At 58.2% G+C, this 26,059-nt stretch carries 23 protein-coding genes; 13 read left to right on the forward strand and 10 right to left on the reverse strand.

The annotated features are described in order from the left end of the window. Positions 1-186 precede the first annotated feature (186 nt). The gene (locus MGMAQ_RS19235; protein WP_052716087.1) at positions 187-783 is read right to left on the reverse strand and encodes a YkgJ family cysteine cluster protein; all 597 of its coding nucleotides are present in this window, start codon (positions 781-783) and stop codon (positions 187-189) included. Next, entirely contained in the window at positions 780-1,721 is a 942-nt protein-coding gene (locus tag MGMAQ_RS03440; RefSeq protein WP_046020439.1) for a choline/ethanolamine kinase family protein, read from the reverse strand. The genes MGMAQ_RS19235 and MGMAQ_RS03440 overlap by 4 nt, the downstream gene beginning before the upstream one ends. A 563-nt stretch (positions 1,722-2,284) precedes the next feature. On the opposite strand from MGMAQ_RS03440, the gene MGMAQ_RS03445 reads away from it, so the two are divergent. From MGMAQ_RS03445 to MGMAQ_RS03470, 6 genes are all read left to right on the forward strand, one after another. Then, positions 2,285-2,545 (forward strand): DUF4212 domain-containing protein, encoded by a 261-nt coding sequence (locus MGMAQ_RS03445; RefSeq protein WP_046020440.1) that lies wholly within the window; start codon positions 2,285-2,287, stop codon positions 2,543-2,545. Positions 2,546-2,563: 18 nt separating this feature from the next. Next, on the forward strand, positions 2,564-4,330 hold the full coding sequence (locus tag MGMAQ_RS03450) for a sodium:solute symporter family protein (protein WP_046020441.1): 1,767 nt from the start codon (positions 2,564-2,566) through the stop codon (positions 4,328-4,330). Positions 4,331-4,438: 108 nt separating this feature from the next. After that, positions 4,439-6,301 carry a DUF294 nucleotidyltransferase-like domain-containing protein gene (locus tag MGMAQ_RS03455; protein WP_046020442.1) on the forward strand — a complete coding sequence of 621 codons (1,863 nt, stop codon included), beginning with the start codon at positions 4,439-4,441 and terminating at the stop codon, positions 6,299-6,301. Between the two features lie 18 nt (positions 6,302-6,319). Next, positions 6,320-7,006, forward strand: coding sequence for an exonuclease domain-containing protein (locus MGMAQ_RS03460; RefSeq protein ID WP_046020443.1), 687 nt, complete (start codon positions 6,320-6,322; stop codon positions 7,004-7,006). 12 nt (positions 7,007-7,018) lie between these two features. Continuing rightward, positions 7,019-7,537, forward strand: coding sequence for a hypothetical protein (locus MGMAQ_RS03465; protein WP_046020444.1), 519 nt, complete (start codon positions 7,019-7,021; stop codon positions 7,535-7,537). Between the two features lie 42 nt (positions 7,538-7,579). Beyond that, positions 7,580-8,863, forward strand: coding sequence for a hypothetical protein (locus MGMAQ_RS03470; RefSeq protein WP_046020445.1), 1,284 nt, complete (start codon positions 7,580-7,582; stop codon positions 8,861-8,863). 16 nt (positions 8,864-8,879) lie between these two features. Here MGMAQ_RS03470 and MGMAQ_RS03475 read toward each other — a convergent pair whose 3' ends face one another. Beyond that, the gene (locus MGMAQ_RS03475; protein WP_082085244.1) at positions 8,880-9,839 is read right to left on the reverse strand and encodes an AEC family transporter; all 960 of its coding nucleotides are present in this window, start codon (positions 9,837-9,839) and stop codon (positions 8,880-8,882) included. A gap of 171 nt (positions 9,840-10,010) precedes the next feature. Between MGMAQ_RS03475 and MGMAQ_RS19240 the strand changes: the two genes are divergently transcribed. Then, entirely contained in the window at positions 10,011-12,968 is a 2,958-nt protein-coding gene (locus MGMAQ_RS19240; protein WP_052716088.1) for a PAS domain-containing hybrid sensor histidine kinase/response regulator, read from the forward strand. A gap of 50 nt (positions 12,969-13,018) precedes the next feature. Here MGMAQ_RS19240 and MGMAQ_RS03485 read toward each other — a convergent pair whose 3' ends face one another. Genes MGMAQ_RS03485 through neuB form a run of 3 tightly spaced genes read right to left on the reverse strand, consistent with a single transcriptional unit; the run spans position 13,019 to position 15,857 of the window. Continuing rightward, entirely contained in the window at positions 13,019-13,651 is a 633-nt protein-coding gene (locus MGMAQ_RS03485) for a glutathione S-transferase family protein (RefSeq protein ID WP_046020447.1), read from the reverse strand. Then, positions 13,648-14,811, reverse strand: coding sequence for a UDP-N-acetylglucosamine 2-epimerase (gene neuC, locus MGMAQ_RS03490; protein WP_046020448.1), 1,164 nt, complete (start codon positions 14,809-14,811; stop codon positions 13,648-13,650). Before neuC ends, MGMAQ_RS03485 begins: the two co-directional genes overlap by 4 nt. Continuing rightward, the gene (gene neuB, locus MGMAQ_RS03495; RefSeq protein ID WP_046020449.1) at positions 14,808-15,857 is read right to left on the reverse strand and encodes an N-acetylneuraminate synthase; all 1,050 of its coding nucleotides are present in this window, start codon (positions 15,855-15,857) and stop codon (positions 14,808-14,810) included. Before neuB ends, neuC begins: the two co-directional genes overlap by 4 nt. A 157-nt stretch (positions 15,858-16,014) precedes the next feature. Here neuB and MGMAQ_RS03500 point away from each other — a divergent pair, with 157 nt between their 5' ends. Both MGMAQ_RS03500 and MGMAQ_RS03505 read left to right on the forward strand, forming a co-directional pair. Then, entirely contained in the window at positions 16,015-17,892 is a 1,878-nt protein-coding gene (locus tag MGMAQ_RS03500) for an SLC13 family permease (protein ID WP_046020450.1), read from the forward strand. A 13-nt stretch (positions 17,893-17,905) separates the two neighbouring features. Continuing rightward, a complete protein-coding gene (locus tag MGMAQ_RS03505) occupies positions 17,906-20,032 on the forward strand; it encodes an alpha-amylase family glycosyl hydrolase (protein WP_046020451.1) in 2,127 nt (708 codons plus the stop codon). On the opposite strand, the gene MGMAQ_RS19245 is transcribed toward MGMAQ_RS03505, so the two are convergent. Both MGMAQ_RS19245 and MGMAQ_RS19250 read right to left on the reverse strand, forming a co-directional pair. After that, entirely contained in the window at positions 20,020-20,631 is a 612-nt protein-coding gene (locus MGMAQ_RS19245) for a putative metalloprotease CJM1_0395 family protein (protein WP_052716089.1), read from the reverse strand. The two genes, MGMAQ_RS03505 and MGMAQ_RS19245, sit on opposite strands and share 13 nt — an antisense overlap. A gap of 153 nt (positions 20,632-20,784) precedes the next feature. Continuing rightward, a complete protein-coding gene (locus tag MGMAQ_RS19250; RefSeq protein ID WP_052716090.1) occupies positions 20,785-21,969 on the reverse strand; it encodes a glycosyltransferase in 1,185 nt (394 codons plus the stop codon). Between the two features lie 104 nt (positions 21,970-22,073). On the opposite strand from MGMAQ_RS19250, the gene MGMAQ_RS03520 reads away from it, so the two are divergent. From MGMAQ_RS03520 to MGMAQ_RS03535, 4 genes are all read left to right on the forward strand, one after another. After that, positions 22,074-22,313: a hypothetical protein gene (locus tag MGMAQ_RS03520; RefSeq protein WP_046020452.1), complete on the forward strand. Its 240-nt coding sequence runs from the start codon at positions 22,074-22,076 to the stop codon at positions 22,311-22,313. Between the two features lie 91 nt (positions 22,314-22,404). Continuing rightward, positions 22,405-23,253: an enoyl-ACP reductase FabI gene (gene fabI / locus MGMAQ_RS03525; protein WP_046020453.1), complete on the forward strand. Its 849-nt coding sequence runs from the start codon at positions 22,405-22,407 to the stop codon at positions 23,251-23,253. A gap of 3 nt (positions 23,254-23,256) precedes the next feature. After that, complete coding sequence (gene aroC, locus MGMAQ_RS03530; protein ID WP_046020454.1) at positions 23,257-24,330, forward strand: chorismate synthase; 1,074 nt, start codon at positions 23,257-23,259, stop codon at positions 24,328-24,330. Between the two features lie 181 nt (positions 24,331-24,511). Further along, positions 24,512-24,844 carry a rhodanese-like domain-containing protein gene (locus MGMAQ_RS03535; protein ID WP_046020455.1) on the forward strand — a complete coding sequence of 111 codons (333 nt, stop codon included), beginning with the start codon at positions 24,512-24,514 and terminating at the stop codon, positions 24,842-24,844. Between the two features lie 448 nt (positions 24,845-25,292). Here MGMAQ_RS03535 and arfB read toward each other — a convergent pair whose 3' ends face one another. Then, positions 25,293-25,715, reverse strand: a complete 423-nt coding sequence (gene arfB / locus MGMAQ_RS03540; protein WP_046020456.1) for an alternative ribosome rescue aminoacyl-tRNA hydrolase ArfB — start codon at positions 25,713-25,715, stop codon at positions 25,293-25,295. Between the two features lie 13 nt (positions 25,716-25,728). Continuing rightward, the gene (locus tag MGMAQ_RS03545; RefSeq protein ID WP_046020457.1) at positions 25,729-26,043 is read right to left on the reverse strand and encodes a helix-turn-helix transcriptional regulator; all 315 of its coding nucleotides are present in this window, start codon (positions 26,041-26,043) and stop codon (positions 25,729-25,731) included. Between the last annotated feature and the right edge of the window lie 16 nt (positions 26,044-26,059).

Consider the following 26,059-nt stretch of genomic DNA (forward strand, 5'->3'; position numbering starts at 1 on the left):
GACGTGATCTAACAGGCTGCTGAAAAAGTCCGATTTCGAGCCTGTGGCGACACATGCTTCGACAAACTCAGCATGAGGGCCTTTGACCTTTCAACATGTTAGCCTCACCCTGAGCTTCCTCATCCCGAGCTTGTCGAGGGACGAAGGGCGAGGCGGGCCGTAGGACAACACTTTTTCAGCAGGCTGCTAAAGTTCGCGATTGCGCGGCTCGGCTCGGATCGCCTGAACCAATCGGGCGTACATCACCAAACGGCTGGTCTTAGCAAAGAAGCGATCAACGTACTTGATGCATTCGAAGGCTTTGAGGGCATAGTCCTTTTCCGCCTCGGTCAGATCGCGATTCTTCCGTTCCTGCTCCAGTTTTCCATGGAAGACGTACAAGAAGTCCCTTAGGCACAGGCCCTTGCGCTTTTCATCCGTTGGCGCATCGGCGTTCCTTAAAAGCCAATCGGCCTGCCGCTTGACCGTGCCCACGATCCTTCGTCCGTCCTCAAGGGCGATACTGCCGTTCATGATTTTTTTCTGAAGGGAGCAGTAGTACTCCACGCATACCGCCGGACGAGACTCGTAGGTCGTGCATTGCCCTTGCCGGTAGCAGGCACAAGGCTGACGAAAGGCATTCTTTCCGGGGCTTCTCATATAGAACGAGAGACCTGAATCGCTGAACGTCTCGACTTCCTCGGCCGTAACATCGGCATGGCTGAACAAAAACCCGGTGCAGCAAAGGCCACATTGGGCACAGAGTTCGCTGGCTTGCAGGGCGGTATCGCCAAGGGACATCATGGAGTGGGGGCTCCGATTCCATGGGGGAGAAACCCCTTGGACAGAGCGGATTCGACCGCCTGGCCGATGGTCTTGATCCACCAAGGACTTGTATGGCGGGGGCCGTCGGGCTCCATGCCATCCGATTCCTGGAGCAAGTAGACCAGGGCCCAGTTCAAGGCACAGAGCGCCTTGAAAAAAAGATAACGTCGCCAGATTTCCGGCGGAGAAGCCTCTTGGCAATAGCTCTTAATCAGCACCGCGTCATCGTCCGCCGTAAAATCGTTGCGGGCTCCGAGGTTGGCCAGATCCCATATGGGATCGCAAACGGCGGAATACTCCCAATCGAGCAGCACGATGCGCTGGCCGGTGTCCACCATATTGGCGGCAATGGGATCCAAGTGGCAGGGCGCCGATTGACCCGGATGGGTGTCCACCCACGACCGCATGGTTCGTAAATGAGGGGTCAAGGATCGCAAGTCATCGGGGATATCCAGGTTGCGTTTTTGGATCCGCCGTTCCTGGTTGTCGAGGAATACAAGCGGGGGAAGCTCGCCTGAGAACGTGGCCGCGGAGCAATGCAATCGCCGCAGGACCGCCGCGGCCTTGCCGATTAGATCCGGATCGCGAAAATCGTCCTCGCCTGGAATCATGCCGTCGATCCAGGGGGTGACCATGGTCCCATCGGCGGCGGAGGCATAGAGAACCTTCGGGCCGACGGCGCAGCTTGCCGCCGCTTCGGCATTTGCCAGTTCCCGGGTTCGGTCGATACGTTGGTTACGGGCCGGTTCGGCGAGTCGGACCACCACCCGTTTCGAATCCCATCGCAGCCCGAACACCGGATTGTGCTCTCCGCCCCCTAGGCGGCGCGCGTCGCTGAATTGGGGGGGAACGGCAAACCCTGCGGCCTGAAGGGCCTGGTGCAGACGGATCCATTCTTCTGGCGCCGGGGCGGTCATCGGGTGATCAAATACCTTTCCTCAGCGGGTCAACGGGGATCGTACGGAAAGAACCTGAAAGGCCTATTCGATGACCTCAAAAAGGTGTTGAAACCTCCGTATGCGGTTCCCTATACCATGGCATTATTGTTTTTTGGAGCCCGAGAATTCATTCCAAGTATATAGTGTGGATAGGGTCTGGGAATTCTCGCGAATTGGTGATTTTTACCTCCCACCTCTTTCGAGAACGAAGATTTTATATCGCATTGCAAGGCCGATTCTGGTGATTCGTGTAAATTGTTGGTGATTTCACAGCGATGCCGAGGGTTTGTAGATCATTCTAGTTTCGGCTCTACCGTTTAGAAAAGATGCGATTTTTTTGCATATTAGGAAAGAAATTTGCGTACAACCGTTTTTTTGCGTTTTTTTGCGCGTGCGAATTTGCTATTTACCATAGCTGTCCTTGGCAATGCCTCGGCCGCGCCGTCGTGCGTGGGAGAATAGAGGGAGACCCAAGGCGGTTGGTTGAACCAGACGCTGCGGGGGCGGCGTCGATTTTTTGATAACAGGGAGGCACTCGATTCATGCCCGAGAACAATTCAGGAGGTGCGTATTGGAAAGCGAACCTCCGCCTGGTGGCCATTCTTTTGGTGATCTGGGCATTCGTTTCCTATGGAATGGGAATCCTTTTCCGTCCGGCGCTGGAAGGCATCCGGGTCGGTGGGACTGACATCGGCTTCTGGTTCGCCCAGCAAGGTTCGATGATTGTATTCCTCATTATCGTCTTCGTGTACGCCCACTTGATGAACAAGTTGGATCGCGAACACGGCGTCCATGAAGATTAAGAAAGGGATACCAGGCAAATGGATCTTCAGACATTAACATTTCTTGTGGTGGGTGCCACTTTCGCCCTCTACATCGGTATCGCCATCTGGGCGCGCGCCGGATCGACTGGCGAGTTCTATACCGCTGGTCGCGGCATTCACCCGGTGGCCAACGGCATGGCGACGGCAGCGGACTGGATGTCTGCGGCCTCCTTTATCTCCATGGCCGGCCTCATCGCCTTCTTGGGCTACGATGCCTCTCTGTTCCTGATGGGTTGGACCGGTGGCTACGTGCTGCTGGCCATGCTTCTCGCCCCGTACCTGCGCAAGTTCGGCAAATACACGGTGCCGGAGTTCATTGGTGATCGGTACTATTCACAGGCTGCCCGCATGGTGGCCGTGGCCTGCTTGATCATCGCCTCCCTGACCTACGTTATTGGTCAGATGAAGGGTATCGGCGTTGCGTTCTCCCGCTTCCTCGAAGTGGATTTCGCCACCGGCCTGTTCACCGGTATGGCCATCGTGTTCTTCTACGCGGTGCTCGGCGGCATGAAGGGCATCACCTACACCCAGATTGCTCAGTACTGCGTGCTGATCGCGGCCTACACCATTCCGGCCATCTTCATCTCCATGCAGTTGACCGGCAATCCGTTGCCGCAGCTTGGTCTGTTTGGTGATCTGTCCAACGGTACGCCTTTGCTGACCCAGTTGGATGGCATTCTGACCGACCTGGGCTTCAAGCAATACACAGCGCAGAAGACGAACACCTTGAACTTGGTGCTCTATACCTTCTCGTTGATGATCGGTACCGCCGGTCTGCCGCACGTGATCATCCGCTTCTTCACCGTGCCGAAAGTGCGTGACGCGCGTGCTTCCGCCGGTTGGGCGCTGGTCTTCATTTCCATCCTGTACACCACTGCTCCGGCCGTGGGCGCGATGGCTTACTACAACCTCTCCACCACCATTCAGCCCGGTGAAGTCGGCAGCCCCGAGGGCTCGCTGAAGTACGACGAGCGTCCGACCTGGTTCAAGAACTGGGAAAAGACGGGTTTGCTGAAGTTCGAAGACAAGAATGGTGACGGTCGCATCCAGTACTACGATGCCAAGGGTCTCGGCGACAAAGCCACCGCCTTCGGGTGGAAGGGTTCTGAGCTGAAGGTTGACCGTGACATCATGGTTCTGGCCAATCCGGAAATCGCCAATCTGCCCAACTGGGTGATTGCGGTGGTCGCGGCCGGTGGTCTCGCTGCTGCGTTGTCGACTGCGGCGGGTCTGCTGCTGGCTATTTCGACGGCGATCTCTCATGACATCATCAAATCCATGGTCAATCCGGACATTTCGGAAAAGGGCGAGCTTCTGGCTGCCCGTGTCGCGATGGCTGGTGCGATTGGTGTCGCCGGGTACTTCGGTCTACACCCGCCGGGCTTTGCCGCCCAGGTGGTGGCCCTGGCTTTCGGTCTGGCCGCGTCGTCGATCTTCCCGGCTCTGATGATGGGCATTTTCGCCAAGTCGGTGAACAATGTTGGCGCCATCGCGGGCATGCTGTCCGGTATCGGTTCGACCCTGCTCTACATCTTCTGGTTCAAGGGCTGGTTCTTCATCCCCGGTACCGCCATGGCGGCGAACACCTCGGCTAATCACCTGATGGGGATTTCCCCGGAGGCCTTTGGTGCCGTGGGTGCGATGATCAACTTCGCTGTTGCGCTGACCGTTTCCAAGGTCACCGCGCCGCCGCCGGAGCACATCCAGCATCTGGTGGAGGATATCCGAGTGCCGAAGGGTGCGGGTGCCGCGAGCGATCACTAGGATCGATCGACCTGATCTTCGCGTCTTCGTGACGTGACCCAAGATTACGGACCCCGCCTCGGCGGGGTCCGTTTGCGTGTGAATACTGAATCATTGGCGGATACGGGCATGGACATCGAACTTCTGGAAATCAGCGACTTCCTGGCGGGTTATCATCCTTTTGACATGTTACCGCGCGAGGTCTTGCGGGTTTTGCCGGAAAAAATTGAAAGTACCTATGCCCGCCGTGGCAAGGTGATATTGGAAGTGGGGCAGCCCAGCGATTCGCTGTTCGTGGTTCGCACCGGGGCAGTGGAAACCCATTCCAAGGAAGGTCAGCTTCTGGCTCGTCTCAGTGCCGGTGATGTGTTTGGTGTCCATAGCCTGTTGCGCGACGGCAAAGCCTTGAACCGAATCACCGCCATCGAGGACTGCCTGCTCTATATGCTGCCCAAAAAGGAATTCGATCGACTGCGCAGCGAGTTTCCACAGTTTTCCTATTTTTTCGCCCCGCTAGGGGCAGACCGGTTGCGCGGGGCTCAGGCCCACAGTAACGCCGATTCCGATGATCAACTCAGTTTGATGGCTGTTCGCGTAGAGGAATTGTTGGCCCGGGACCCGGTGACCATCAAACCAACGGATACGGTCCAGGACGCGGCCATCAAGATGCGCGATAATAACGTTTCCTGCCTGATGGTATGCCAGAACGATCAATTGGCCGGAATCTTTACCGACCGGGACTTGCGCAATCGGGTGGTGGCGGGGGGATACGATTTCCGCACCCCTGTCACGGAGGTCATGACACCGGACCCGATCACTTTGGAGGCGGAGGGTTTCGCCTTTGATGCGGTTTTGACCATGACCCGGCGCAACATCAGCCATTTGCCGGTGGTGCGTGGGGACCGAGTGATCGGCGTGATAACCAACACCAACCTGGTGCGCAAACAAACCATGTCGGCGGTCTATATGGTCGGCGATATCCATAAGCGCACCCAGGCCGAGGAAATCGCCGAAGTGGTGTCGCAGATTCCGCATTTGCTGGTGCATCTGGTGGAGTCTGGCGCCACAGCCCACAACATCGGTCACATCATTACCAGCATCAGTGATGCGGCGACCTTGCGCCTGCTGGATCTGGCGGAGCAGAAATTAGGCCCGCCGCCGGTGCCCTATCTGTGGCTGGCCAGTGGCTCTCAGGCCCGCCAGGAACAGACCGGGCGGTCCGATCAAGACAATTGTATGATCCTGCATGACGACTATAACGAAGCCGAGCACGGGGCCTATTTCAAGGCTCTTTCCAAGTTCGTTTGCGATGGCCTGGATGTCTGCGGCTATATCTATTGTCCCGGCGAGATGATGGCCATGACAGACAAATGGCGGCAGCCTCAAAGAGAGTGGCTGCGCTATTTCAGCCGCTGGATCGAAGAACCGGAGCCCAAGGCGCTGATGCTGTCGTGTATCTTCTTCGATCTGCGCCCCATTTGGGGGGATCTGAACCTCTATACGGATCTGCAAGCGATGATCCTGGAAAAGGCCAAGGTCAACAGCATCTTCCTGATGCATATGGTGGCCAATGCACTGACCCATTCACCGCCGGTGGGCTTTTTCCGCAATTTCGTGCTGGGTTTCGGTGGCGAGCATAAGAATCAGTTTGACCTCAAGCATACCGGCGTCGTGCCCATTGTCGATATCGCGCGGGTCAATGCCTTGGCCATGGGGATCGAGGCGGTGAATACCAATGATCGGCTGGAGCTGGTTCAAGAGGGCGGCGCCATTAGTCCTTCCGGTGCCGCTGATTTGCTGGACGCCTACGAGTTCATCTCCATTACCCGGCTGCATCATCAGGCAGCCAAGATCAAGGAAGGCGAAAGGGCCGACAACTTTATGTCCCCGGATGATCTGTCTCATTTCGAGCGTAGTCATCTTCGCGATGCCTTCTCCGTGGTCAAGACGCTTCAAAACGCTATGGCCAGCGCCTATCACATCGGTACATAGGCGACAGGAGACGCACCAATGCTAAGGTTTCTGTGCACCTGGGGCATGCGCCGCGAATGGTTGGCGCACAAGGCTCCGGAAGGTCCGCTCAAGGAGTACTACAAAAGTCCCTGCACCAACCCCAAGGTTGACTATCGGGAGGCGGAGTACGTGGCGCTGGATCTGGAAACAACCGGACTCAATGCCAAGGAGCATGAGATCGTCAGCATTGGCTGGGTGGTGATCCGTAATCAAAGGCTGGTGATGGAAGGAGCGGCCCACCAACTGGTCAGCCCCTCCTCCGGTTTGACCGATGATTCAGCCGCCATACACGGCATTACCCATGATGAACTGGAGAAAGCCCCGTCGCTGGAAGCGGGGCTGGCCCGGGTGCTGCCCATCCTGGCCGGGCGGGTCTTGGTGGCCCACCATGCCAAGATCGAGTGGAAGTTCCTGAACGCGGCCTGCCGCAAGGTCTATGGCGCGTCGTTCGAGATCCCGACAGTAGATACCATGCATTTGGAACAAAAGGCCTTCCGCAGACGCAATCAGGAAGCAAAAAGAGGTGATCTGCGGCTGGACAAAGTGCGGCAAGCCTATAATCTACCGCGCTATCGGGCCCATAATGCCCTGATCGATGCAATTGCCTGCGGTGAATTGTTTTTGGCCCAGGCCGCGAAACGCTCCATGGGCAAGCGCAAGCCGCTCAAGGATTTCATGATCTAAGGAATTCCCGCCATGTACCACCTGCTTACGGTCCTCGGCGTTACTTTCGGGGTCGTTGTTCTCGTCTGGTCGTTCTTTAAGATCATTCGCCGCAAACCGCCCCGTTATGTCTTGCCGCTCGTGGCCGGGGCAACGGCGCTGTTTTATTCCATTTGGGATGAATACACTTGGTATGACCGAACGGTTGCCAAGCTGCCGGGGCATATCCAAGTGGTCGAGTCCTTCGAAACCACCGGCTTTTGGCAGCCCTGGACCTACTACAAACCGCGGATCAATCGGTTTCTCGCCCTGGATAAAGCACAGACTCGACGAAACGAAAAACTCCCAGGTTTGGTCATGACGGAAGTTATTCTCGTCAAAAAGCTGGAGGCCACGCGGATCGTCAACCAATTGGTGGATTGCCGCAAAGCGCAATTCATGGATATCGCCGTGTCCACCTCGTTCGATCCCGATGGCCGTCCGACCAACCCGGAATGGCGAGCCATCGAACCGGACAACTCCTTGTTTCTGGCTGCCTGCGCAACAAAATGATCGCTGATTGATCTCTGGGTGTTCATAGGGCACCTTTAGGTTATGACAGATGAAACGCCCGCCCTGATCATTGATGAACATACCGGCGCCCAGCCTTGGGAACATCCCGATGCCATGTGGCGCAAGGTCGAGAGGCTTCGACTGATGCGCATGCGCCGGGTGACCGGGCACCGCGTTCTACCATTTCTACAAAAACTGGATGATCCGGCATCAAGGAAGCTGGCCGGAAAACACCTGGCTGATTTGGAAGTCGATGCCAAATTGATGGAAGTGGCCCTAAGGCTTACCGACCAAACGTTGGCGGATGGGGGGCTCATTTTCCAGAATGCCGGACAGGATCTACCCTTTGACAATGGGGAACCCCAGGGGCCGCTGGGCGCCTGCGGCATGACCTGGGCCGAGGTGAAGCACCACTATTTGCATTTGTTGACCCAAATGATCGTCACCGAAGGCCAGAGTCACCATAAAATCAAGGTGAAGGGGATCCTGGAGCAACGGTTGGCGGCATTGGCTATTACCGATCTATCCCAATTGCCAAGGCTGCGCCAGATGGCCCGCTTCCATCCGGTCGCCCTGTCGGAAATGAACCACGGGTTGCATGGGCATCTGGAAAAGATCCTGGATCAGGAGGAATGGCTGATCGACGCCCTGTTGAAACTGCATCCCATCGGCTTCTTGCAGGCCCTGCGCAAAGGGCTGGGGAACTACTTTGACCGGTTATTCGTCTGGAGCCCGGAGTTTCTCGAAGCCGTCGCCGAAGGGCTGGACCACAAGGCCAAGATCATCGCCATGGGCGAACATCTGTTGTTAATCGAGGACCCGGAGGTGGTCCGGGCGTTCGGTTCCTGGGCCATGCGTGAATTGCCGCTACCGCCGGAAAAGACCTCATCCAAGAAGAAAAAGAAGAAGAGAAAACGCAAGCCACCGGTGGAAACCCGCATAGCCCAGGTCAAGGCGGTCCTGGGCAGGAAGTTCGATATCTTCCTTTCCTGTACCCCCGGGGTGATCCGCGAGGCGGGGCACTGGACCAATGATCAATTGGCGCGCATTACCGACTACCTGCCGCATATGAATTCACATGTGCTGGAAGCCTTGATGCCTTTGCCGTTCGATCAGCGCATCGGTCTCATCGAGGGGCTTTGGTATAAGTTGGGGCGAGACTACGTGGAAAGCCATATGAAGACCCCGCCCGGAACGGCGGTTATTGAGCGAGTGGTCAAGAAACTCATTACCATGAATGAGCGCGGATCAGCGCCCACTGACTTGAAGAGTGTTCTCAAAAGCTCGGATCTGTTTGACGACTGTATGGGAGCGTTTCTCAAGTAGCCCCGCAGGGGCTTGGTCAGCGCAAGAGGGGCAGCAATACCGCAAGGGAAACCACGGAGAGAACCGTGGTGACCAGAATGCCCGCCGAGGAGCGTTCCACGAACAAATTGTATTTCTGCGCAATCACAAACACCGTCGCACCGGTGGGAAGGGCGGCCTGCAATATCAAGACGGCGGCCCAGTCGGCGCGCACCGGGAGCAGATGATAGGCCAGAACCCAGGTCACCGCCGGTTGGACCAGCAGCTTCAACAAGGCAATAATGCCAACGGCCCCCAAATTGCCGCGAACCGGGCAACCTACCAGGAAAAGACCGATGGCAAACAGGGCACAGGGCCCGGCGGCGGATCCGAGGATTTCGCAATAGGTGTCCACCGGCGCAGGCAAATCCCACCCGGTGAAAGCCCAGGCTAGACCGATGAGGGGGGACATAAGAATAGGGCTGCGGATCAAGGCTTTTCCCACGTCCACCAAGACCCCGCCCAGGCGTTCGCGGACACTCAGGTCGATCTCGACCATGGCCTGCCCCAGACCCACAAACAGCGCCATTTGCACCACGACGATGACAATGGCCGGTGTGGCTGCCTGCTCCCCAAAAGCGATGAGGGCCAGGGGAATGCCCATGTATCCGGTATTGCCCCAAACGGCGGTCAGACCGAATAGGCCCGCCGTGCCCAATCGATCGCGGTACAGGTATCGCGAAAGCAAAACCGATGGCAGGAATACCGCCATGGCCCCGCCCAGGTAGGCGGCGATGAACGGCCCATCGAGGATTTCCACTGGATCGACCCGCGCCATGGCCCGAAACAGCAAGGCAGGCAGGGCGACAGCATAGACAAACCGATTGAGAGCGGCGCTGCTCTCGTCACCGAGGATTCTAAAATGTCCGGTCAGGTATCCCGTAAGGATGATGCCGAATACGGGCAGGACAATCGTAACAATGGATTCCATGGCCGGATGGTAACGGGTTCGCGCCATGAAAAACAGGGAGAGAAAAGAAAAAGCATGTTTGTGACGCTCATCACGGTGGTGCTGGGTGATGTATGGTATCCACCGTTTTCTATTGATTCCAATGGGGCCGCGCCTGTCCAATGAGTCTGATTGGACCCGACACGCGCGAGGCGCATCGCAGGGAATGGGAAGAGATCGATGTCGGCGCGATCACAATTGTCAGAGCTGAAGAAAGGCTGGGTGGCCTGGGTAATCCTGGTCTTTCTGATTATTGGCGGAGTCATGTTGGGGCTGCTTTATCAGGTGAGCCAGCATACCGCCAAAATCGAAACCTTGATCACCGTGCACGAGCGCAAACCGCAGGAAAAAGGCCTGGCCCTGGAGCAACTGGTGAGGCAGTTGGGTTATGGCGGTTTCATCCATCACTTCAAAAACCATGTATTGCGCCGAGATCCAGCCAAGGCCTTTCTGGTTGCCCAGCGGCTCAAGGAGGTGGATCAGGCCATCAATAAGCTAAGCCAATTGGATCTGAATGGTGGAGAACGGGAAGCCTTGACCACGGTGATGCGGACCGTGGCGCAGTATCGGGCCGCTTTCCAAAGAGCCCGTGCCATGATCGATGAGGGATATCTGGTCACCGAGATTGATGCCGCCGTCAAGGTGGATGACGGCCCGGCCTTGGAGGCCTTGGGCTATCTCGAGCGGTCTTGGGTCACATCCCGCTCCCAGGCGGCGGAATTCTATAGCGAGTATCAGGCCGAGGCGAATATCCTGCTGTGGCTGCAGATCGCCATTTTCATGCTGTTTTTTCTTGGAACGCTGGTGGCCATCTATGTCATCGGGCGGTTTCTTCGTCAGGCAGGCGAACGGGCAACACGCCTAAGCCAGATCATGGACAATGCGGTGGATGGGATCATCACCATTGATGCCGAAGGATCTATTCAGTCCTTCAATGGGGCTGCAGAGAGTCTGTTTGGTTACGAGGCCTTCGAAACACTGGGCAAGAATGTCAAAATGCTGATGCCCGAGCCATTCGCCGGGCGCCATGACGGCTATTTGAAAAACTATCTCACCGGCGGGACAGCGCAGATTATTGGCGTCGGTCGGGAAGTCATTGGGCTACGCAAGGACGGCAGCACCTTTCCCATGGACCTATCGGTCAGCGAAGCAACGGTGGAAGGGCGCAAGATCTTCACGGGCATCACGCGCGATTTGAGCCTGCAAAAGAGGGCGACCGCCCAATTCCGACTGAGCCATCAAGTCATTGACGCTTCCCCCGATCCGATTGCGGTGATCTCCGCCGACCACCGGGTGGTTCAAGTGAACAACGCCTTCAGCAGCCTGTTCAACGTGGTCAACGCCCCCAAGCGCGATCTGTTCCTGCCGGAAGTGATGGGGCAGGACTTGTATGAAGCCTCCATCAAGAAAGAGATTGATCGCTGTTTCAACGGCGAAGAAATCTATTCTGAACTGGAGATTGTCGCCCAGAACGGTCAAGACCATCATTATACGGTTCGATACCTGCCGCTTCAGGATGAGTCTGGTGACGTGTTGCAAGTGGTTTATGTGGCCCAGGATGTCACCGAGCTCAAGAGCAGCGAAGAAGCCTTGCGCCGGACCTTGACCCGATTTGATTTGGCGACCCAGTCGGGAGGCATCGGAGTTTGGGATTGGGATATCATCGCCAATCACCTGGATTGGGACGACGAGATGTACCGGATCTACGGTCAGCAAAGACCGGAGAACGAGGAACCCTACGAGACTTGGGAAAAAGCCTTGCATCCGGACGATCTCGAAATGGCCAAAGCCGACATCAACGCGGCCCTGGCTGGCGAATGCAATTTCCAGTCGGAGTTTAGAATCGTACGGCCTGATGGCGAAGTCCGGGTGATCGTTGCCTCAGGGGTCCTGGTCCGCGACACCGAGGGCAATCCGGCTAATATGTCCGGGGTGAATATCGACATCACCGAAAAGAAGATGCAGGAACAAGAGATCAACAGGGCCCGGGAGGCGGCGGAGCAGGCCAACCGCGCCAAATCCGATTTCCTGTCTTCCATGAGCCATGAACTGCGGACGCCGCTGAACGCCATCCTTGGATTTGCCCAGTTGCTCTCCACCAGCAAGAAAAACCCGCTGAACGACCGGCAAAAAGGACAAGCCAAGCAGATCATCAAGGGTGGCGAATACCTGCTGACCCTGATCAACGAGGTCTTGGACCTGGCCAAGATCGAGGCTGGCAAGCTGACCATGTCATTGGAACCGGTGCATACGGATTCATTTATGTATGACTGTCTCTCCTTTACCCAGACTCTGGCCGCCAAGCGACAAATTCGTATCCATGATCGTAGCGAAGGTGGCGATCACGTGATCTGGGCTGATCATACAAGGGTCAAACAGGCGGTGTTGAATCTGTTGTCCAATGCGGTCAAGTACAACAAAGAGGGCGGCACAATCTGGGTAGACGTTGGTGCGATCTCCCCTGGCCTGTTACGGATCAAGGTAACCGACACGGGCCCCGGGATTGCGGTGGAGAAACAGACGGATATGTTCCGGCCCTTCAATCGCCTTGGTGCCGAGACCACCGATGTGGAGGGCACGGGTATCGGGCTGGTGCTGACCAAAAAGCTGGTGGAGGAAATGGGCGGACGCATCGGTTTCGAAAGCACCATCGGCGAAGGCTGCGCATTTTGGATCGATCTGCCCATTGCGGCGGGCGAATTGCCGAAACACCCCTGCATGCCCCATATCCCGGAAGGCCTGCCCACCGAAATCTGCCCCAAGGGCCGGGTGGTGCTCTACGTGGAGGACAATCCTGCGAACCTGGAATTCATGGAAGACTTCATGGCGGATCTGCCTGACTATTCCCTGATCTCCACCCATACCGCTGAATTGGGCTTGGCCATGGCCGAAGAGCAACTGCCGGACGTCATCATCCTTGATGTCAATCTGCCCGGCATGGATGGCACCGAGGCGGTACGCCACTTAAAGCGTAGCAAAAAAACCGCCCATATCCCCGTGCTGGCTCTGAGCGCCGATGCCATGCCCTCGTCGATCCGAAATGGCAAGGAAGCCGGATTCGACGAGTATCTGACCAAGCCGGTGGATATCAATGTGCTCTACACACTCCTCAACAAGGTAACCAAAGAACTGGCCTGACCCGGGACACGCCCCCGGGACACGCCCCCGGGACACGCCAACGACTTGATCTATGGCATTTCTGGAACCTGCAATCCCTTTTGCACCGCCGGGCGCGCCTTCAGGGTCTTGGCCCAGGCCTCCACCGCCGGGAAGTCGGCCAGGTCCACCCCATGGAACTCGTGGCGCAGGGTCCAGGGCAGAGTGGCGATATCGGCGATGGTATAGGTTTCCCCGGCCAGATAGGCGCTGTTGCTCAGGTGCCGGTCGAGCACCCCATAGAGGCGAACCGTCTCATCGTGATAGCGGGTCTTGGCGTAAGGCACGTCTTCCTTGGCGAATTTAAGAAAGTGGTTGGCTTGACCAAGCATGGGTCCAAAGCCTCCCATCTGCCACATCAGCCATTGCAGGACTGTATAGCGCGCTTCGCCTTCGGGGGGCAGCAAGTCGTCGCGACCGCATTTCTCCGCCAGGTAAATAAGAATGGCACCACTCTCGAACAGGGAGAGAGGCTGGCCGCCGGGGCCGTCGGAATCGATGATGGCGGGGATTTTATTGTTGGGGCTGATCTTCAGGAAGTCCGGCTTGAACTGGTCATTTTTCATGATGTTGATCACATGAACCTGGTAGTCCAGGCCCACCTCCTCCAGCATCACGGAGGCTTTCTTGCCGTTGGGGGTGGCGAAGGTGTAAAGGTCGATCATTCCGGATTCTCCAAGTCGATGAATTCCTTGATCAGCAACGATGCGCCCAGGGGCTCATCGCGCAATCGGGTGACAATACGGTCGGCGGCATGGCCGTCGCCATAGGGATTGCCGAGATCCGCCAGTCCATCGCGGAAGCCGGGGCTCACAGCCTTCAGGATCGCATCGGCGATGCGTCCGGTGTGATAGGGCACGTCGATGACATTGGCGGCCCGGGTTCGGCCCTTCTGACGATCTCCAACATTGACCACGGGTAGGCCGAAGCTGGCCGCTTCGATGATTCCCGATGACGAATTGCCGACCACGGCGGCGGCGCTCTTCATGAGTCCTAGATAGTTCTCCGACCCCAGATGGTCAACCACCCAGCAGTCCTCTCGACCGCTGGCGAAATCGGCCAGGATCGTGGCCATCTCCGCCGCGCCCGGGTCGGCACTGCCGGTGGTGATGACCGTCGGCCAATCCAGCTCACGTAGGGCGCCGACCAGGGTTTTGGCCTGCAAGGCGGGCGGCAGGGCGCCCAGGGTCTCCGGATGCAGGGTGACCAGCAGTGGCGGCGAGGCGGGGCGGATCCCAAAGCGTTCGGCAATGTCGTCGGCGGTGGCGGCTCTGCCGGTGAGTAATCGATCCAATCCGGGGGCGCCGGAGACGGTGATCCGCCAGTCTTCTTCACCCATTTGCCGCAGCCGGGCGGCGAACGCCTCGGTGGCGGGAAAATGCAGGTGACTCATCTTGGTCAGGCCATGGCGGAACACCTCGTCCATGGCCCCATAGGTCAATTCACCACCGTGGATATGGGCGATGGGGACGCGAAAGGGCACGGCGGCACTGGCACAGGCGAACATCTCGAAGCGGTCGCCCAGAACCAATAGCAGGTCCGGACGGTTGCGCTCCAAAGCCTTGCCCATGCCCGCCACGGCCCGGCCCATGGCCTCGGTGGTTTGCAAGGGGCCATCGCCGTCGCCCAGGCAGGAAATACGTTCAAGAATCGGATAGCCGTCCCGCTGGATATCATCCACCGTATGGCCATGCGCCTCGGAGAGGTGAGAGCCGGAAACGAACAAGGCCGGGGCGATGGCCGAATCCTGACCCATGGCGTCGAGCACCGGGCGCAGCAGACCATAGTCGGCCCGCGAGGTGGTCACCACGCCGATTCGCCTCATTTGAGCATTTCCCAAACGATCAATTCGCCGAATTTGATTTCCCGAGCTGCGGTGCGACCGACCACTTTGGGGAATTCGCCTGGCGGAAGTCCGGTGCCGGGGCGCAAAAGAGTCAGGTCATCGCCTTCAATAACCTTCCCCTTGGGGATGATGCGGGCCGCCACCACGCTTTTTCGGGCAATGTTGCGGGTATCCATTTCCTCGGGTTGCGGGCACTTGATGCCGTCGCCCAGTGCCGATTCCACCAAACGGATGCCCTCGACCAGGGCTTTCAATTCCGGTGGTTCGATGGAGGCCTTGTGATCGGGGCCGGGCAGGGAGCGGTCCAAGGTAAAATGCTTTTCCACCATACAGGCCCCCCGCGCTGCGGCGGCAATGGGGATCCAGATCCCCTCCGTGTGATCGGAAAACCCGATGGGGTGGCCGAGTTTGCCTTGCATGGTATTGATGGCTCTCAGATTGACGCTTTCCGGGCTGGCCGGGTAGTTGGAGGTGCAATGGAGCAAACAGATGGGAATGTCGTGGCGGTCGGTCAGGGCGTCCAGCGCCGCCATCACTTCTTCCAGGTTGGTCATGCCGGTGGACAGGATCACCGGTCGTCCGCATCGGCCCATGCGGTGCAGATAGGGCAGGTTGGTGATTTCACCCGAGGGCACCTTGAAGGCCGCCACCTTCAGATCATCCAACAGATCCACCGCTTCTTCGTCGAAGGGCGAGGACAAGAAGACGAGGTTCCGTTCCACGCAGCGGTCCATCAAGGCCCGGTGATCGGCAATGGACAGCTCAAGCTTCTTGAGCATGTCAAACTGGCTTTCGGCCGTCCCGGCATTGCGCTCTTGATAGGCCGCTTTGGGGGCCTGGGGCGAGACCACTCTCTCGGCTGTAAAGGTTTGAAATTTCACCGCGTCCGCGCCAGCCTCGGCGGCGGTGTCGATTAACTTGAATGCCCGGTCAAGATCGCCGTTATGGTTCACGCCTGCTTCCGCAACGATGAAGCAAGGGCAATGTTCTCCGATGGTGCGGTCGGCGATGGTAATGGTCGGCATAATGGTCAACGCGGGAGTCGTTTGGGACCCCCTCACTGCACTCTCTTTCCCCTTCCGGGTCAAGTCCGCTGTTCTTCGGTCCGGGGCGGTAAAAACACCTTTGATGCCCGCCGGTGCAAGGTTAAGATTTCCCTTGTCTCTCCTGAGTAGGATTTTCATGGAAAGCCTTGGCCTGACATTGGAAATGGCGGTTGTGCTTGGCCTGTTGGCTTTCACGGTCGGATTGTTCGTGTCGGAAATCGTTCGGGTGGATGTGGCGGCGGTGCTGGTCATGGTGCTGCTTGGCGTGTTGTCGGCCTTTCCCGGTTTGGGCGGGCTGGCCGATCCTCTCCACCTGTTCGACGGTTTCGCTTCCAATGCGGTGATTTCCATCATCGCGGTGATGATCATCGGTGCCGGGCTCGACCGCACCGGAATCATGTCGCGGGTGGCCGCTCTGATCCTACGTTACGGCGGCTCTACCGAGCATCGTCTGATCCCCATAGTCTCGGGGACGGTCGGGGTGATTTCCTCCTTCATGCAGAACGTGGGAGCGGCGGCCTTGTTCCTGCCGGTTGTCTCACGGCTGTCCCTGCATACCGAGATCCCCCTGTCCCGACTGCTGATGCCTATGGGCTTTTGCGCCATTCTCGGCGGCACCATGACCATGGTCGGGTCCTCGCCGTTGATTTTGCTGAACGACCTGATTCTGACCACCAACAAGACCCTGCCCGCTGACGCCCGCATGGAGCCCTTCGGCATGTTCGACGTGACTCCCGTGGGGGTGGCCCTGATCATCACCGGCATTTTGTACTTCGTCATCGCCGGGCGGTTTGTATTGCCGACCAATCAATCCGATGACAAACCCACGGGCAGCAGTGTCTCGGATTATTTCAGCCGCATTTACGGGTTCGACAGCCGCATCTACGAAGTCTATGTGGCGCCAGGCAGCCCGATCACCGGCACCAGTGTCATCGAGCTTATCGAGCGCTACAACATCTATATCGTTGCCACCCACTTCGAAGGGCGCACGCGTCTCGAACCACCACCCGAGGTGCTGATCGAAGGCCCGGCGAAGCTGGCAGTAATGGGCTCCCCGGTGGGCGTGCGGCTATTCGTCGAGCAAAATGATCTGCGTATCCGCGATGAACTGGAATCTTTCTCCGATGCTCTGGCCATCACCAAGGCGGGCATCGCCGAGGTGGTCATACCGCCTGAATCCAACTTCATCGGCCAATCTGCCAGCTCCTTGGAAATCAGAAAAACCTACGGGCTATCGCTGATGGCGGTGTTCCGTAGCGGGGAATGCCTGAGCCGCATCGAATCCGAGGATCATGAAGCCACGAATATAGGCATCATGGAGTTTCAGGCCGGCGATACCCTGGTGGTCCATACCACTTGGGAGGCCCTGGCGCGCCTAGAGCATAACCGCAATCTGGTGGTCGTCACGTCCGACTACCCGCATGAGGAGTTCCGTCCCAACAAGGTGCTGCCCGCGTTGATTTTTTTTGGCATTGCTCTGGGGTTGGTGCTGTTTTCCGACCTGCGGTTGTCGCTCTGTCTGCTGACCGGCGCGGCAGGAATGATCATCACCAAGGTCCTGAGCATGGACGAGGCCTATTCGGCGGTCAATTGGACCACCGTATTTCTATTGGCCAGTTTGATCCCCTTGGGACAAGCCGTACAGGCCACGGGCACCGCCGAATGGATTGCTCGGCAGATCATCTCTGGCATGGGCGATGTGCCGGTCTGGGGGCTGCAAGCCGCTGTTGCCGCCCTGGCCACGGTTTTTACCCTGGTCATGTCCAATGTGGGGGCGACGGTTCTTCTGGTGCCGTTGGCGATCAATATCGCCATCGCGGCGGATGCCGATCCGGCGATTTTCGCCCTGACCGTGGCGGTTTCCACCTCCAACTCTTTCCTCATCCCCACCCACCAGGTCAATGCCTTGATCATGGGCCCGGCTGGCTATCGGGTGATCGATTTCGTCCGCTCCGGCAGCATCATGACCATCTTGTTCCTGGTGGTCTCCTTGCTCGTTCTTAATCTTCTCTGACTTCGAGGCATCCATGCCAACAATCTCCGTGCGTTTCCGCAAGCCCGATGACTGGGCCGATCCCCTTTACCTGCATTTCTGGGATACCGACGGCACCGAGACCGTCTGGCCCGGATTGCTTATGACCAAGGACCGAGGCGATTGGTATCGATTCAAGTTCGGGGGTGAGGTCACGACCGCCCGCTTCGTCGTCACCGATGACCAGGGACATCAAACGCCCGACCTATGGACCGACCGGGGCGGCTGGTTTGAGGCGGATGGCACCTGGAGCGCCCGCAAGCCGGCCAAAACCAAGGTACGGCCCAAGAAACCGGCACCGACTCCGCCACCAGTCACCGGCGATGATTTCCGCGAAGAGACGATCTATTTTCTGATGACCACGCGGTTCTATGACGGCGACCCGTCCAATAACTTTTTCTGCCGCGACCGTATTGAGTTCGACGGGGCGGGCAACCCGGTGGATCCCCACTGGCGCGGCGACTTCAAGGGGCTGATCCAGCGGCTGGACTACATCAAGGATCTGGGCTTCACCGCCATTTGGATTACCCCGCCGGTGGAAAACCGCTCGGGCTTGGATTACCACGGCTATCACGCCTACGACTGGACCCGTGTCGATCCGCGCCTGGAAAGTCCAGACGTCACCTATCAGGACCTGATTGACGAGATGCACAAGCGCGGAATAAAGTTGATCCAGGACGTGGTGATCAACCATTCCTGTCAATACGGCATTCGCGGCAAGGTCCATATCGACCATCTGCCAACCAAGTATTACGTCGCCGACGGGAAGCGGCAGGGGGACGAGAACCACGGTCCTTACCAGGGCAACCTGGGCAACTATGCCTGGGACAATCGCGACGACATCGACAACCCGCTTGCGCCGGACTGGTATCGTGAGCGCTTCGACCGCGATCCGGAAGGCCAGGAGCCCCTGGTGGATCCCAAGACAGGCGAGACGGTGCCCAAGCCCGGTTACGACCCCGGTCGTTTTTTTGGTATCGACGCTCAACAATTGGACCCGGCTTGGTATATGCAGTATGGCTTCATCTGCGGCGGCGACTGGGAAAGCGCGGCGGTGCAGATGAAACATATCGCCGGAGACTGCATCAACCTGGAGCTGGAGAATAAGAATGTTTTTGACTATTTGGTTGGTGCCGTGAACCGCTATCTCGATATGGGGGTGGATGCCATCCGGCTGGACACGGTCAAACATGTGCCGCGCGATACCTTGTTGAAGTACGTCAATGCCTGGAAAGCCCACAAGCCCGGCACCTTCGTGTTTGGCGAGAACCTGGTCAAGGGATTGGGCTGGGGCGATCTGGGCGGCGGCGACAATGGTCCCTCGTTCATTCGTCCCTGGTGGTATACGCGCCTGGGCCATGATCCTCAGGACCCCCATTCGGGCGGGGACTCAGGCTTCGCGGTGCTGGATTTCGGACTGTTCTCCACCTTCCGCGACAATGTGTCCAAGGGCAGCTATCAGCAGGTGGGCCAGGCTTTGTCCATGGATTGGATCTATGGCGATCCGACCACCTTGGTGACCTTTTTGCAAAATCATGACATCGGTCCCGACAACGATTTCAAGTACCGCTACAAGGGCGAACAGTGGATGGCGGCGGCGGCCTACAACCTGATCTGGACCATCCGCGGCATTCCCTGCCTCTACTACGGCGAGGAAATCGAGTTCATGAAAGGAGCGCCGCAGGATGTGGAAGGCGAGCGCGACTGCCTGAGCCAGACCGGGCGCGCCTATTTTGGTGATCACCTGGAAAACGGGCGGATCGCCGAGACCCAAAGTCATCCTTTGTATCGCCATATTCGCCGTCTCAACCAGATCCGCCGCGCCGTGCCCGCGCTCCAGAAGGGGCAAATGGGCCATGTCAACGAATGGGGTTCCGGGGTCAGCTTCAGTCGCGATTTCAACGACGGCCAAAGCTATGCCGTGGTCGGTCTGTCCATGGGCGGCGGTCAGGATATCCACATGGATGGTATTCACAACGGGCTATACCGGGATTGTGTCAGCGGCCACGAAATCCAGGTGGGCGACGGCTCCATCAGCTTCCATGTACAGGGCAATTCCGCAGGGATCTGGGTTTTGGATGGACCGGGCAAAATTGGCGAGGACGGTACCTACTTACGCTGACCGCGTAGCCTGGCAATCGTCGCATCAATCTCCATGGACCATTGCCGGTCACTGTTGGAAGGATCGATGGGAGCCAGGGCCGAGCGCTTGAGCACGGTTAGCTTGGCAATGGCCGCTTCCGGGTCATTGTCGGGAATCCCCATGTCGGTGGGGGTCTGGCCGGAAATCGCGTATTTCTTCTTATCCGGGCCGGTCACTTCGAAATAGATAGGCGGTTTGGTATAGGGGCGCCCGGCGGTGTAATGGGCGTTCTCATGGGCCCGCACTCGTCGATCCGAGGCAGCCAACTGCTCGACCAGTGCCTTTTCCTGATCGGTTAGCTTGCCCGGTGCCGTCCGATGGGCGGCCCGCACCACCGCATCCACCTGGGCCTGCATCTTGCGCAAGGTGGTCTGATGGTCGTCTTTGGTGGGGGTGAAATAGGGACGGTTCGGTGTCGACTCCGATGCCTTGGTCTCGGTCTCAGGAGCCGGAGCGACCATGATCAGCTTGCCGTCGGGGCCTCGTTTGAGGGTGCCGATGGGGCCGGATGACGGCAGTTCTCCCGCCCCGCCCGGAGAGGCAAGCAACAAGGCGGCAAGGATCAGAATCGGTTTCATGGGTTGATATATGGGATCGGTCCCCAACGTCCGTCAATACAAAGAAAAGACCGGCCAATGAAGGCCGGTCAGGCAGGGAGGAAAGAGAGAGAGGATCGCCGTGCGATCTGTCTGTAGAATAGGACTGTTGAGGCCGCGGCGCTGTGACGGCCGTCACGCCGCGTCGATAATTTCGAAACACCGTCGCACAACCCGGTCCAAAACAGGCTGACGCAGATCGCTGGAGAGCTCGCGCGCTGCCGCGGAAGCGCGATCCATCCAGGTGGAATCTTCGTGCAAGGCGCGCAAAAATGCCGCCAGGGACGCGGCCTTGAAATCCTTGCGTAGCCCGCCGCCGAGCTTGCCTTGGATGATCGGGTAGGCATTGAAACGGCGTTCCATGGGGCGGGTTTCGACAATCACCTGAGGCCGTCCCATGGCGAGGCAGGAAGCCGTGCTGGCCAGGCCGCCATAGTGGAGGGCGACCGTGCAGCATTTCAGCATGTGCTGAAGATCCGGTGGCTCAAAATGGAACGTAAGCTTGGAATTGTTGGTCAGGTTCGCCGGTCTCTCTTTCAGTCCGCGGATAAACAGGTCTGCCGGGTAGTCGCTTAGTGCCACGCCTTCGAGCATCGTATGCAAGCTCTGGATCTCGGTACCGAAATAGACGAAAACACGGGGCGCCGATGGTGCATCGGTGGCCTCGGACAACCCTTCGAATACGCCGTTGGCGGGCTTGGGACGCTGATCGCGGTAGGGATCGAGCAAGGGCAGTGTGCCGACGAAAGAATCCGTCGCTTGCAAGATTTGCGGCAGATAGTCGAAAAGAGCCGCCCCCCGTTGGCCCTGTACCTTATTGAACGACTCCAAAATGAGTGATTCGTCGATCATGTGCTCGGCATTGGGCAGGAGTTTGGGAAACCGTTCCATGCCATGCGGTGGCAGGGTGAATCCGTTGCCCAGGAAAAGAGACGGAATCCGTCCCCTGGCGGCCACGTTCAACAGGGGGGCATGGTCCGCGATCACCAGGTCCGGTTGGACGAGACCCAATATACTGTCCCACGCCCCGACCAGGGATGCCAAGCGGCCAGGATCGTCCAGGCCCAACCCTGCCAGGATGTCTCCAAACCCGGCGGTGGCCATCAAGCGACCCCGGGCGTTGCGCCGCACGGGAGGCAGGGGTGGGGCGGGAATCACCGGGATACCCTTGCCGTGCATCATTTGATGGGTCTCGGGGATATCCTTCAGAGCTAAGACAGGGGTGTGCCCTTGCGCGCGCAGGGCGTCGGCGATCGTCAGCATATGGCTCGCATGGCTGATACCGCTACCCAACTCCCAGCCCAATAAAATGGTCGCCATGGCCCCTGTCCTTGAGAATCGCACGGGACGGATATGATTGGTGCCCGGGGGTTGCTGTGTCTATCCTATTTTCCGGAAAGTTTTGGAATGGGGAGGCAAGGATCATGAAATACCTGGCAACGCTCACGGCGACCGTGTTCACGGCCATCTGCATCAATGCGGCGCCGGCCCAGGCAAAACCGGTCTGGGAAGTGGTTTGCTATTCGGCGGGAGTCGAGATTTTCACCACGACCACCAGCCAAAAACCGCAAGGGGACGCACAATCCCTGACCGTGATCGACCGTACCGGGCAACGGCGGGTAATCACCGGCGCAGCCTGCGTTTTGACAGAAGTGATCCAATAAGCGTCAGGGACTTTTGACGCCCGGTGCATTTGTTGTAGGATGCGCCGAATCCGAAGGGGATCATCCCGCCAACCACGGTAAAGAGGCTTTCATGTCCGAACCTGCCCCCTTGATGGCTGGTAAGCGCGGCCTGATCATGGGCGTCGCCAATGATCGTTCCATTGCCTGGGCCATTGCCAAAGCTGTTAGCGCCCATGGCGCCGAACTGGCCTTTACACACCAAGGCGATGCATTGTTGAAACGCGTCAGACCGCTGGCGGAAAAAGTGGGGTCGGACCTGCTGATTCCCTGCGATGTTTCCGATATGGCCGATCTGGATCGCGCCTTTGCCGAGGTCGAGAAGCAATGGGGCAAGCTGGATTTCGTCGTCCATGCCATCGCCTATTCGGACAAGGACGAATTGAAGGGTCTGTACCTGGATACCAGCCAGGAAAACTTCCAAAAAACCCTGGATATCTCCTGCTATTCCTTTACCGCCGTGTGCCAGCGCGCCGCGCGGCTGATGCCCGACGGCGGCAGCCTGATCACGCTCAGCTACTATGGCGCCGAACAGGTCATGCCCCATTACAATGTCATGGGTGTCGCCAAGGCCGCCTTGGAAGCCAGTGTGCGCTATCTGGCCGAGGATCTGGGCCGCAGCAACGTGCGGGTCAATTGCATGTCCGCCGGACCCATGAAGACCCTGGCTGCGTCGGGGATCGGCGATTTCCGCTTTATTCTGCGCTGGAACGAACTGAATGCGCCCCTGCGCCGCAACGTCACACAGGACGACGTGGGCAATGCGGGGCTCTATTTGCTCAGCGATCTGTCGTCGGGGGTTACCGGCGAAGTACATCATGTGGATTCGGGTTATCACGCCGTCGGCATGGTGGCCGTGGACAAGGCGGCGGAGATCGCCGAAATGCTGGGCGGGTTCCGATCTCAGGACGAGGATCTATAGGGCATGTCCGGGAATGGCTTCGGCCATCTATTTCGATTCACCACCTTTGGTGAGAGCCATGGACCGGGCATCGGTCTGGTGGTTGATGGAGTGCCGCCCCGGCTGCCATTGAGCGAAGCCGACATTCAACATTGGCTGGACAAGCGTCGCCCGGGAACCTCGCGATTCGTCACCCAGCGCCGCGAGCCCGATACGGTGGAAATCCTGTCCGGTGTGTTCGAAAATCAAACCACCGGCACCCCCATCGGCCTGTTGATCCGCAATCAGGATATGCGCTCCAAGGACTACGGCGACATCATGAACGTGTTCCGTCCGGGGCACGCGGACTATACCTATTTTACCAAGTATGGCATCCGCGATTATCGCGGTGGTGGACGTTCCTCGGCACGCGAGACCGCCTGTCGGGTGGCCGCCGGAGCCATTGCCCGCAAAGTATTGGGCGATGGCATTTCCATCCGTGGCGCGGTGGTGCAGATCGGCGCAAACGCCATCGACGCGGCCCGGTGGAACTGGGACGAAGTGGAGCGCAATCCCTTTTGGTGCCCCGATTCCGCCGCCGCCGAACGTTGGGAAGTTTATCTGGACGACATCCGCAAGAAGGGGTCTTCCATCGGTGCCGTGGTCGAAGTCACCGCCAGCGGCGTACCGGCCGGTTGGGGCGCGCCGGTCTACGACAAGCTCGATTCCGATCTGGCCAAGGCCTTGATGAGCATCAACGCGGTCAAGGGCGTGGAGATCGGCGCTGGTTTCGATGCCGCCAAGCTCACCGGTGAGGAAAACGCCGACGAAATGCGCATGGTGGATGGCAAAGTCGCCTTCGATTCCAACAATGCCGGTGGAATCTTGGGCGGTCTGTCGTCGGGGCAAGACATCGTCTGTCGTATTGCTGTTAAGCCCACAAGCTCCATTCTCACCCCCCGCCACACGGTGGATGTTTGGGGCGAGGAGGCGGAGGTGGTGACCAAGGGCCGCCATGATCCCTGTGTGGGAATCCGGGCAGTCCCGGTGGCCGAAGCCATGGTGGCTTGCACCTTGGCTGACCACATGATGCGCCATCGGGCGCAATGTGGCACATAGAGAGAACTCAGGACCAATCGGTTAAGCGAGGCTCCCCTTCGCCCATAAAGGATGACTAAATTAACAATAATATAATGTTTTTAAAAATATATTGACACCTTTAAAAATGTTATTTACTATGTATTACACAAACAAAGGCTAGTTATCCGGCCCGTTGGGTCGGTCAGGAAAGATTCGAGCGATGTTGCAAAAAACCGAATGGGCCATTGAGGAAGTAGACGCGCCGACGGTCAATCGCTGGCTGGACGCGGGGAATGCCGTTTTGGTGGATGTCCGCGAAACCAACGAATTTGAAGCCGAGCGGATCGGTGGCGCTTTTTTGATGCCTCTTTCCATGTTCGAAGGCGATCGCTTCCCGGTGTTGTCTGACAAGACGGTGGTTTTGCATTGTGCGGTGGGCAAGCGTTCCGCCGTGGCGGCCAAGCAGCTTTTGCAGGCCGGCCACGCGCGTGCGGTCCATATGGTTGGCGGCTTGAATGCCTGGAAGGACGCGGGCCTGCCGACCGAATCATGATTTAGGGCGTTCACGCATTATCTCTGCTCAGTGAACACACCTCGACTTGGCCGTGCTTCCTTCGGGAACACGGCCATTTTTTTAAAGCTTTTCGCGTTTAATATGACCCATTGTGATGGTCTCCGGTGAGTCGAACCGCCAGGAAAGGTCCTGAAAGCGATGCGGCGCATCGGTGAGGGAGCTTGACGCCGCGGGCGGCCACCGGAGGCCACCCTGCGGGCCGATCCTTTTGCCTAGATCACGTCATGTTTGATCGGATTCGATCAAACATGAAAAACGTGATCGATTCCAATAAGGTCGCGCGTGTCTAGCGGGTCCGATTGGACCCGACACGCGCTAAGGGGAGCGTCGCGACCCTTGACCGTAGCCCCGCTACGCCCTGCGCGCCGCTCCTGCCCCTGAGGCAAAATGATTCGGTCACAATGGGTCATATTATACGCGAAAGACTTTAATCGAAATGACGAACGCGGCCGCGATTCTTTTTGATCTGGGCGGTCTTTTTCTTGCGTTCCAAACGGCGCTCCTTGACCCCGGCGCTGGGCCGGGTGGGGCGCCGATATTTGGGCGGTTTGGCGGCCGTACGGATCAACTCGATCAGCCGCTGTTTGGCTTCCTCACGATTACGCTCGCGGCTGCGATGAGTATCGACAGTCAGCACGATGACCCCGTCGCGGGTCATGCGTCGTCCGGCAAGGGTGGCCAGGCGGCGATAGACCGCATGGGGCAGGGTCGGACAATGGGCGGCATCGAAGCGGAGTTGCACCGCCGTGGAGACCTTGTTGACATTCTGACCGCCGGGACCCGAGGCCCGGATGAAGCGCTCATTGATTTCGTCATCGGCAAGGATGATGGTTTCCGTTATGGAGATCATGGCAATAGAACCGTCAGCAGCCAGTCTTGGTGATAGCGCAGGTGCCACCAGCGCAGCATTCATCGGTGAGAAAGCCCAGGAGGCTGTCCATTACCCCATAGTCGGCCCGGCAGACCAGCTCCCGCCCATTGCGTTCCTGGATCACCAATCCGGCGCGCACCAGATGGGCCAGATGATGCGACAGGGTGGAAGGAGGGATGTCCAGCGCCCGACGCAGGTCCCCCACCACCAGGCCCTGTTCTCCGGCTTTCACCAACAGGCGATAGACGGACAAACGGGTGGCGTTGCCCAAGGCTTCCAGACGATTGGCGGCGGTATCGGTATCCATGGGTTGAAGGTAGGCG

It is taken from the genome of Magnetospira sp. QH-2 (genome assembly GCF_000968135.1).
In the GTDB taxonomy this organism is placed as follows: domain Bacteria; phylum Pseudomonadota; class Alphaproteobacteria; order Rhodospirillales; family Magnetospiraceae; genus Magnetospira.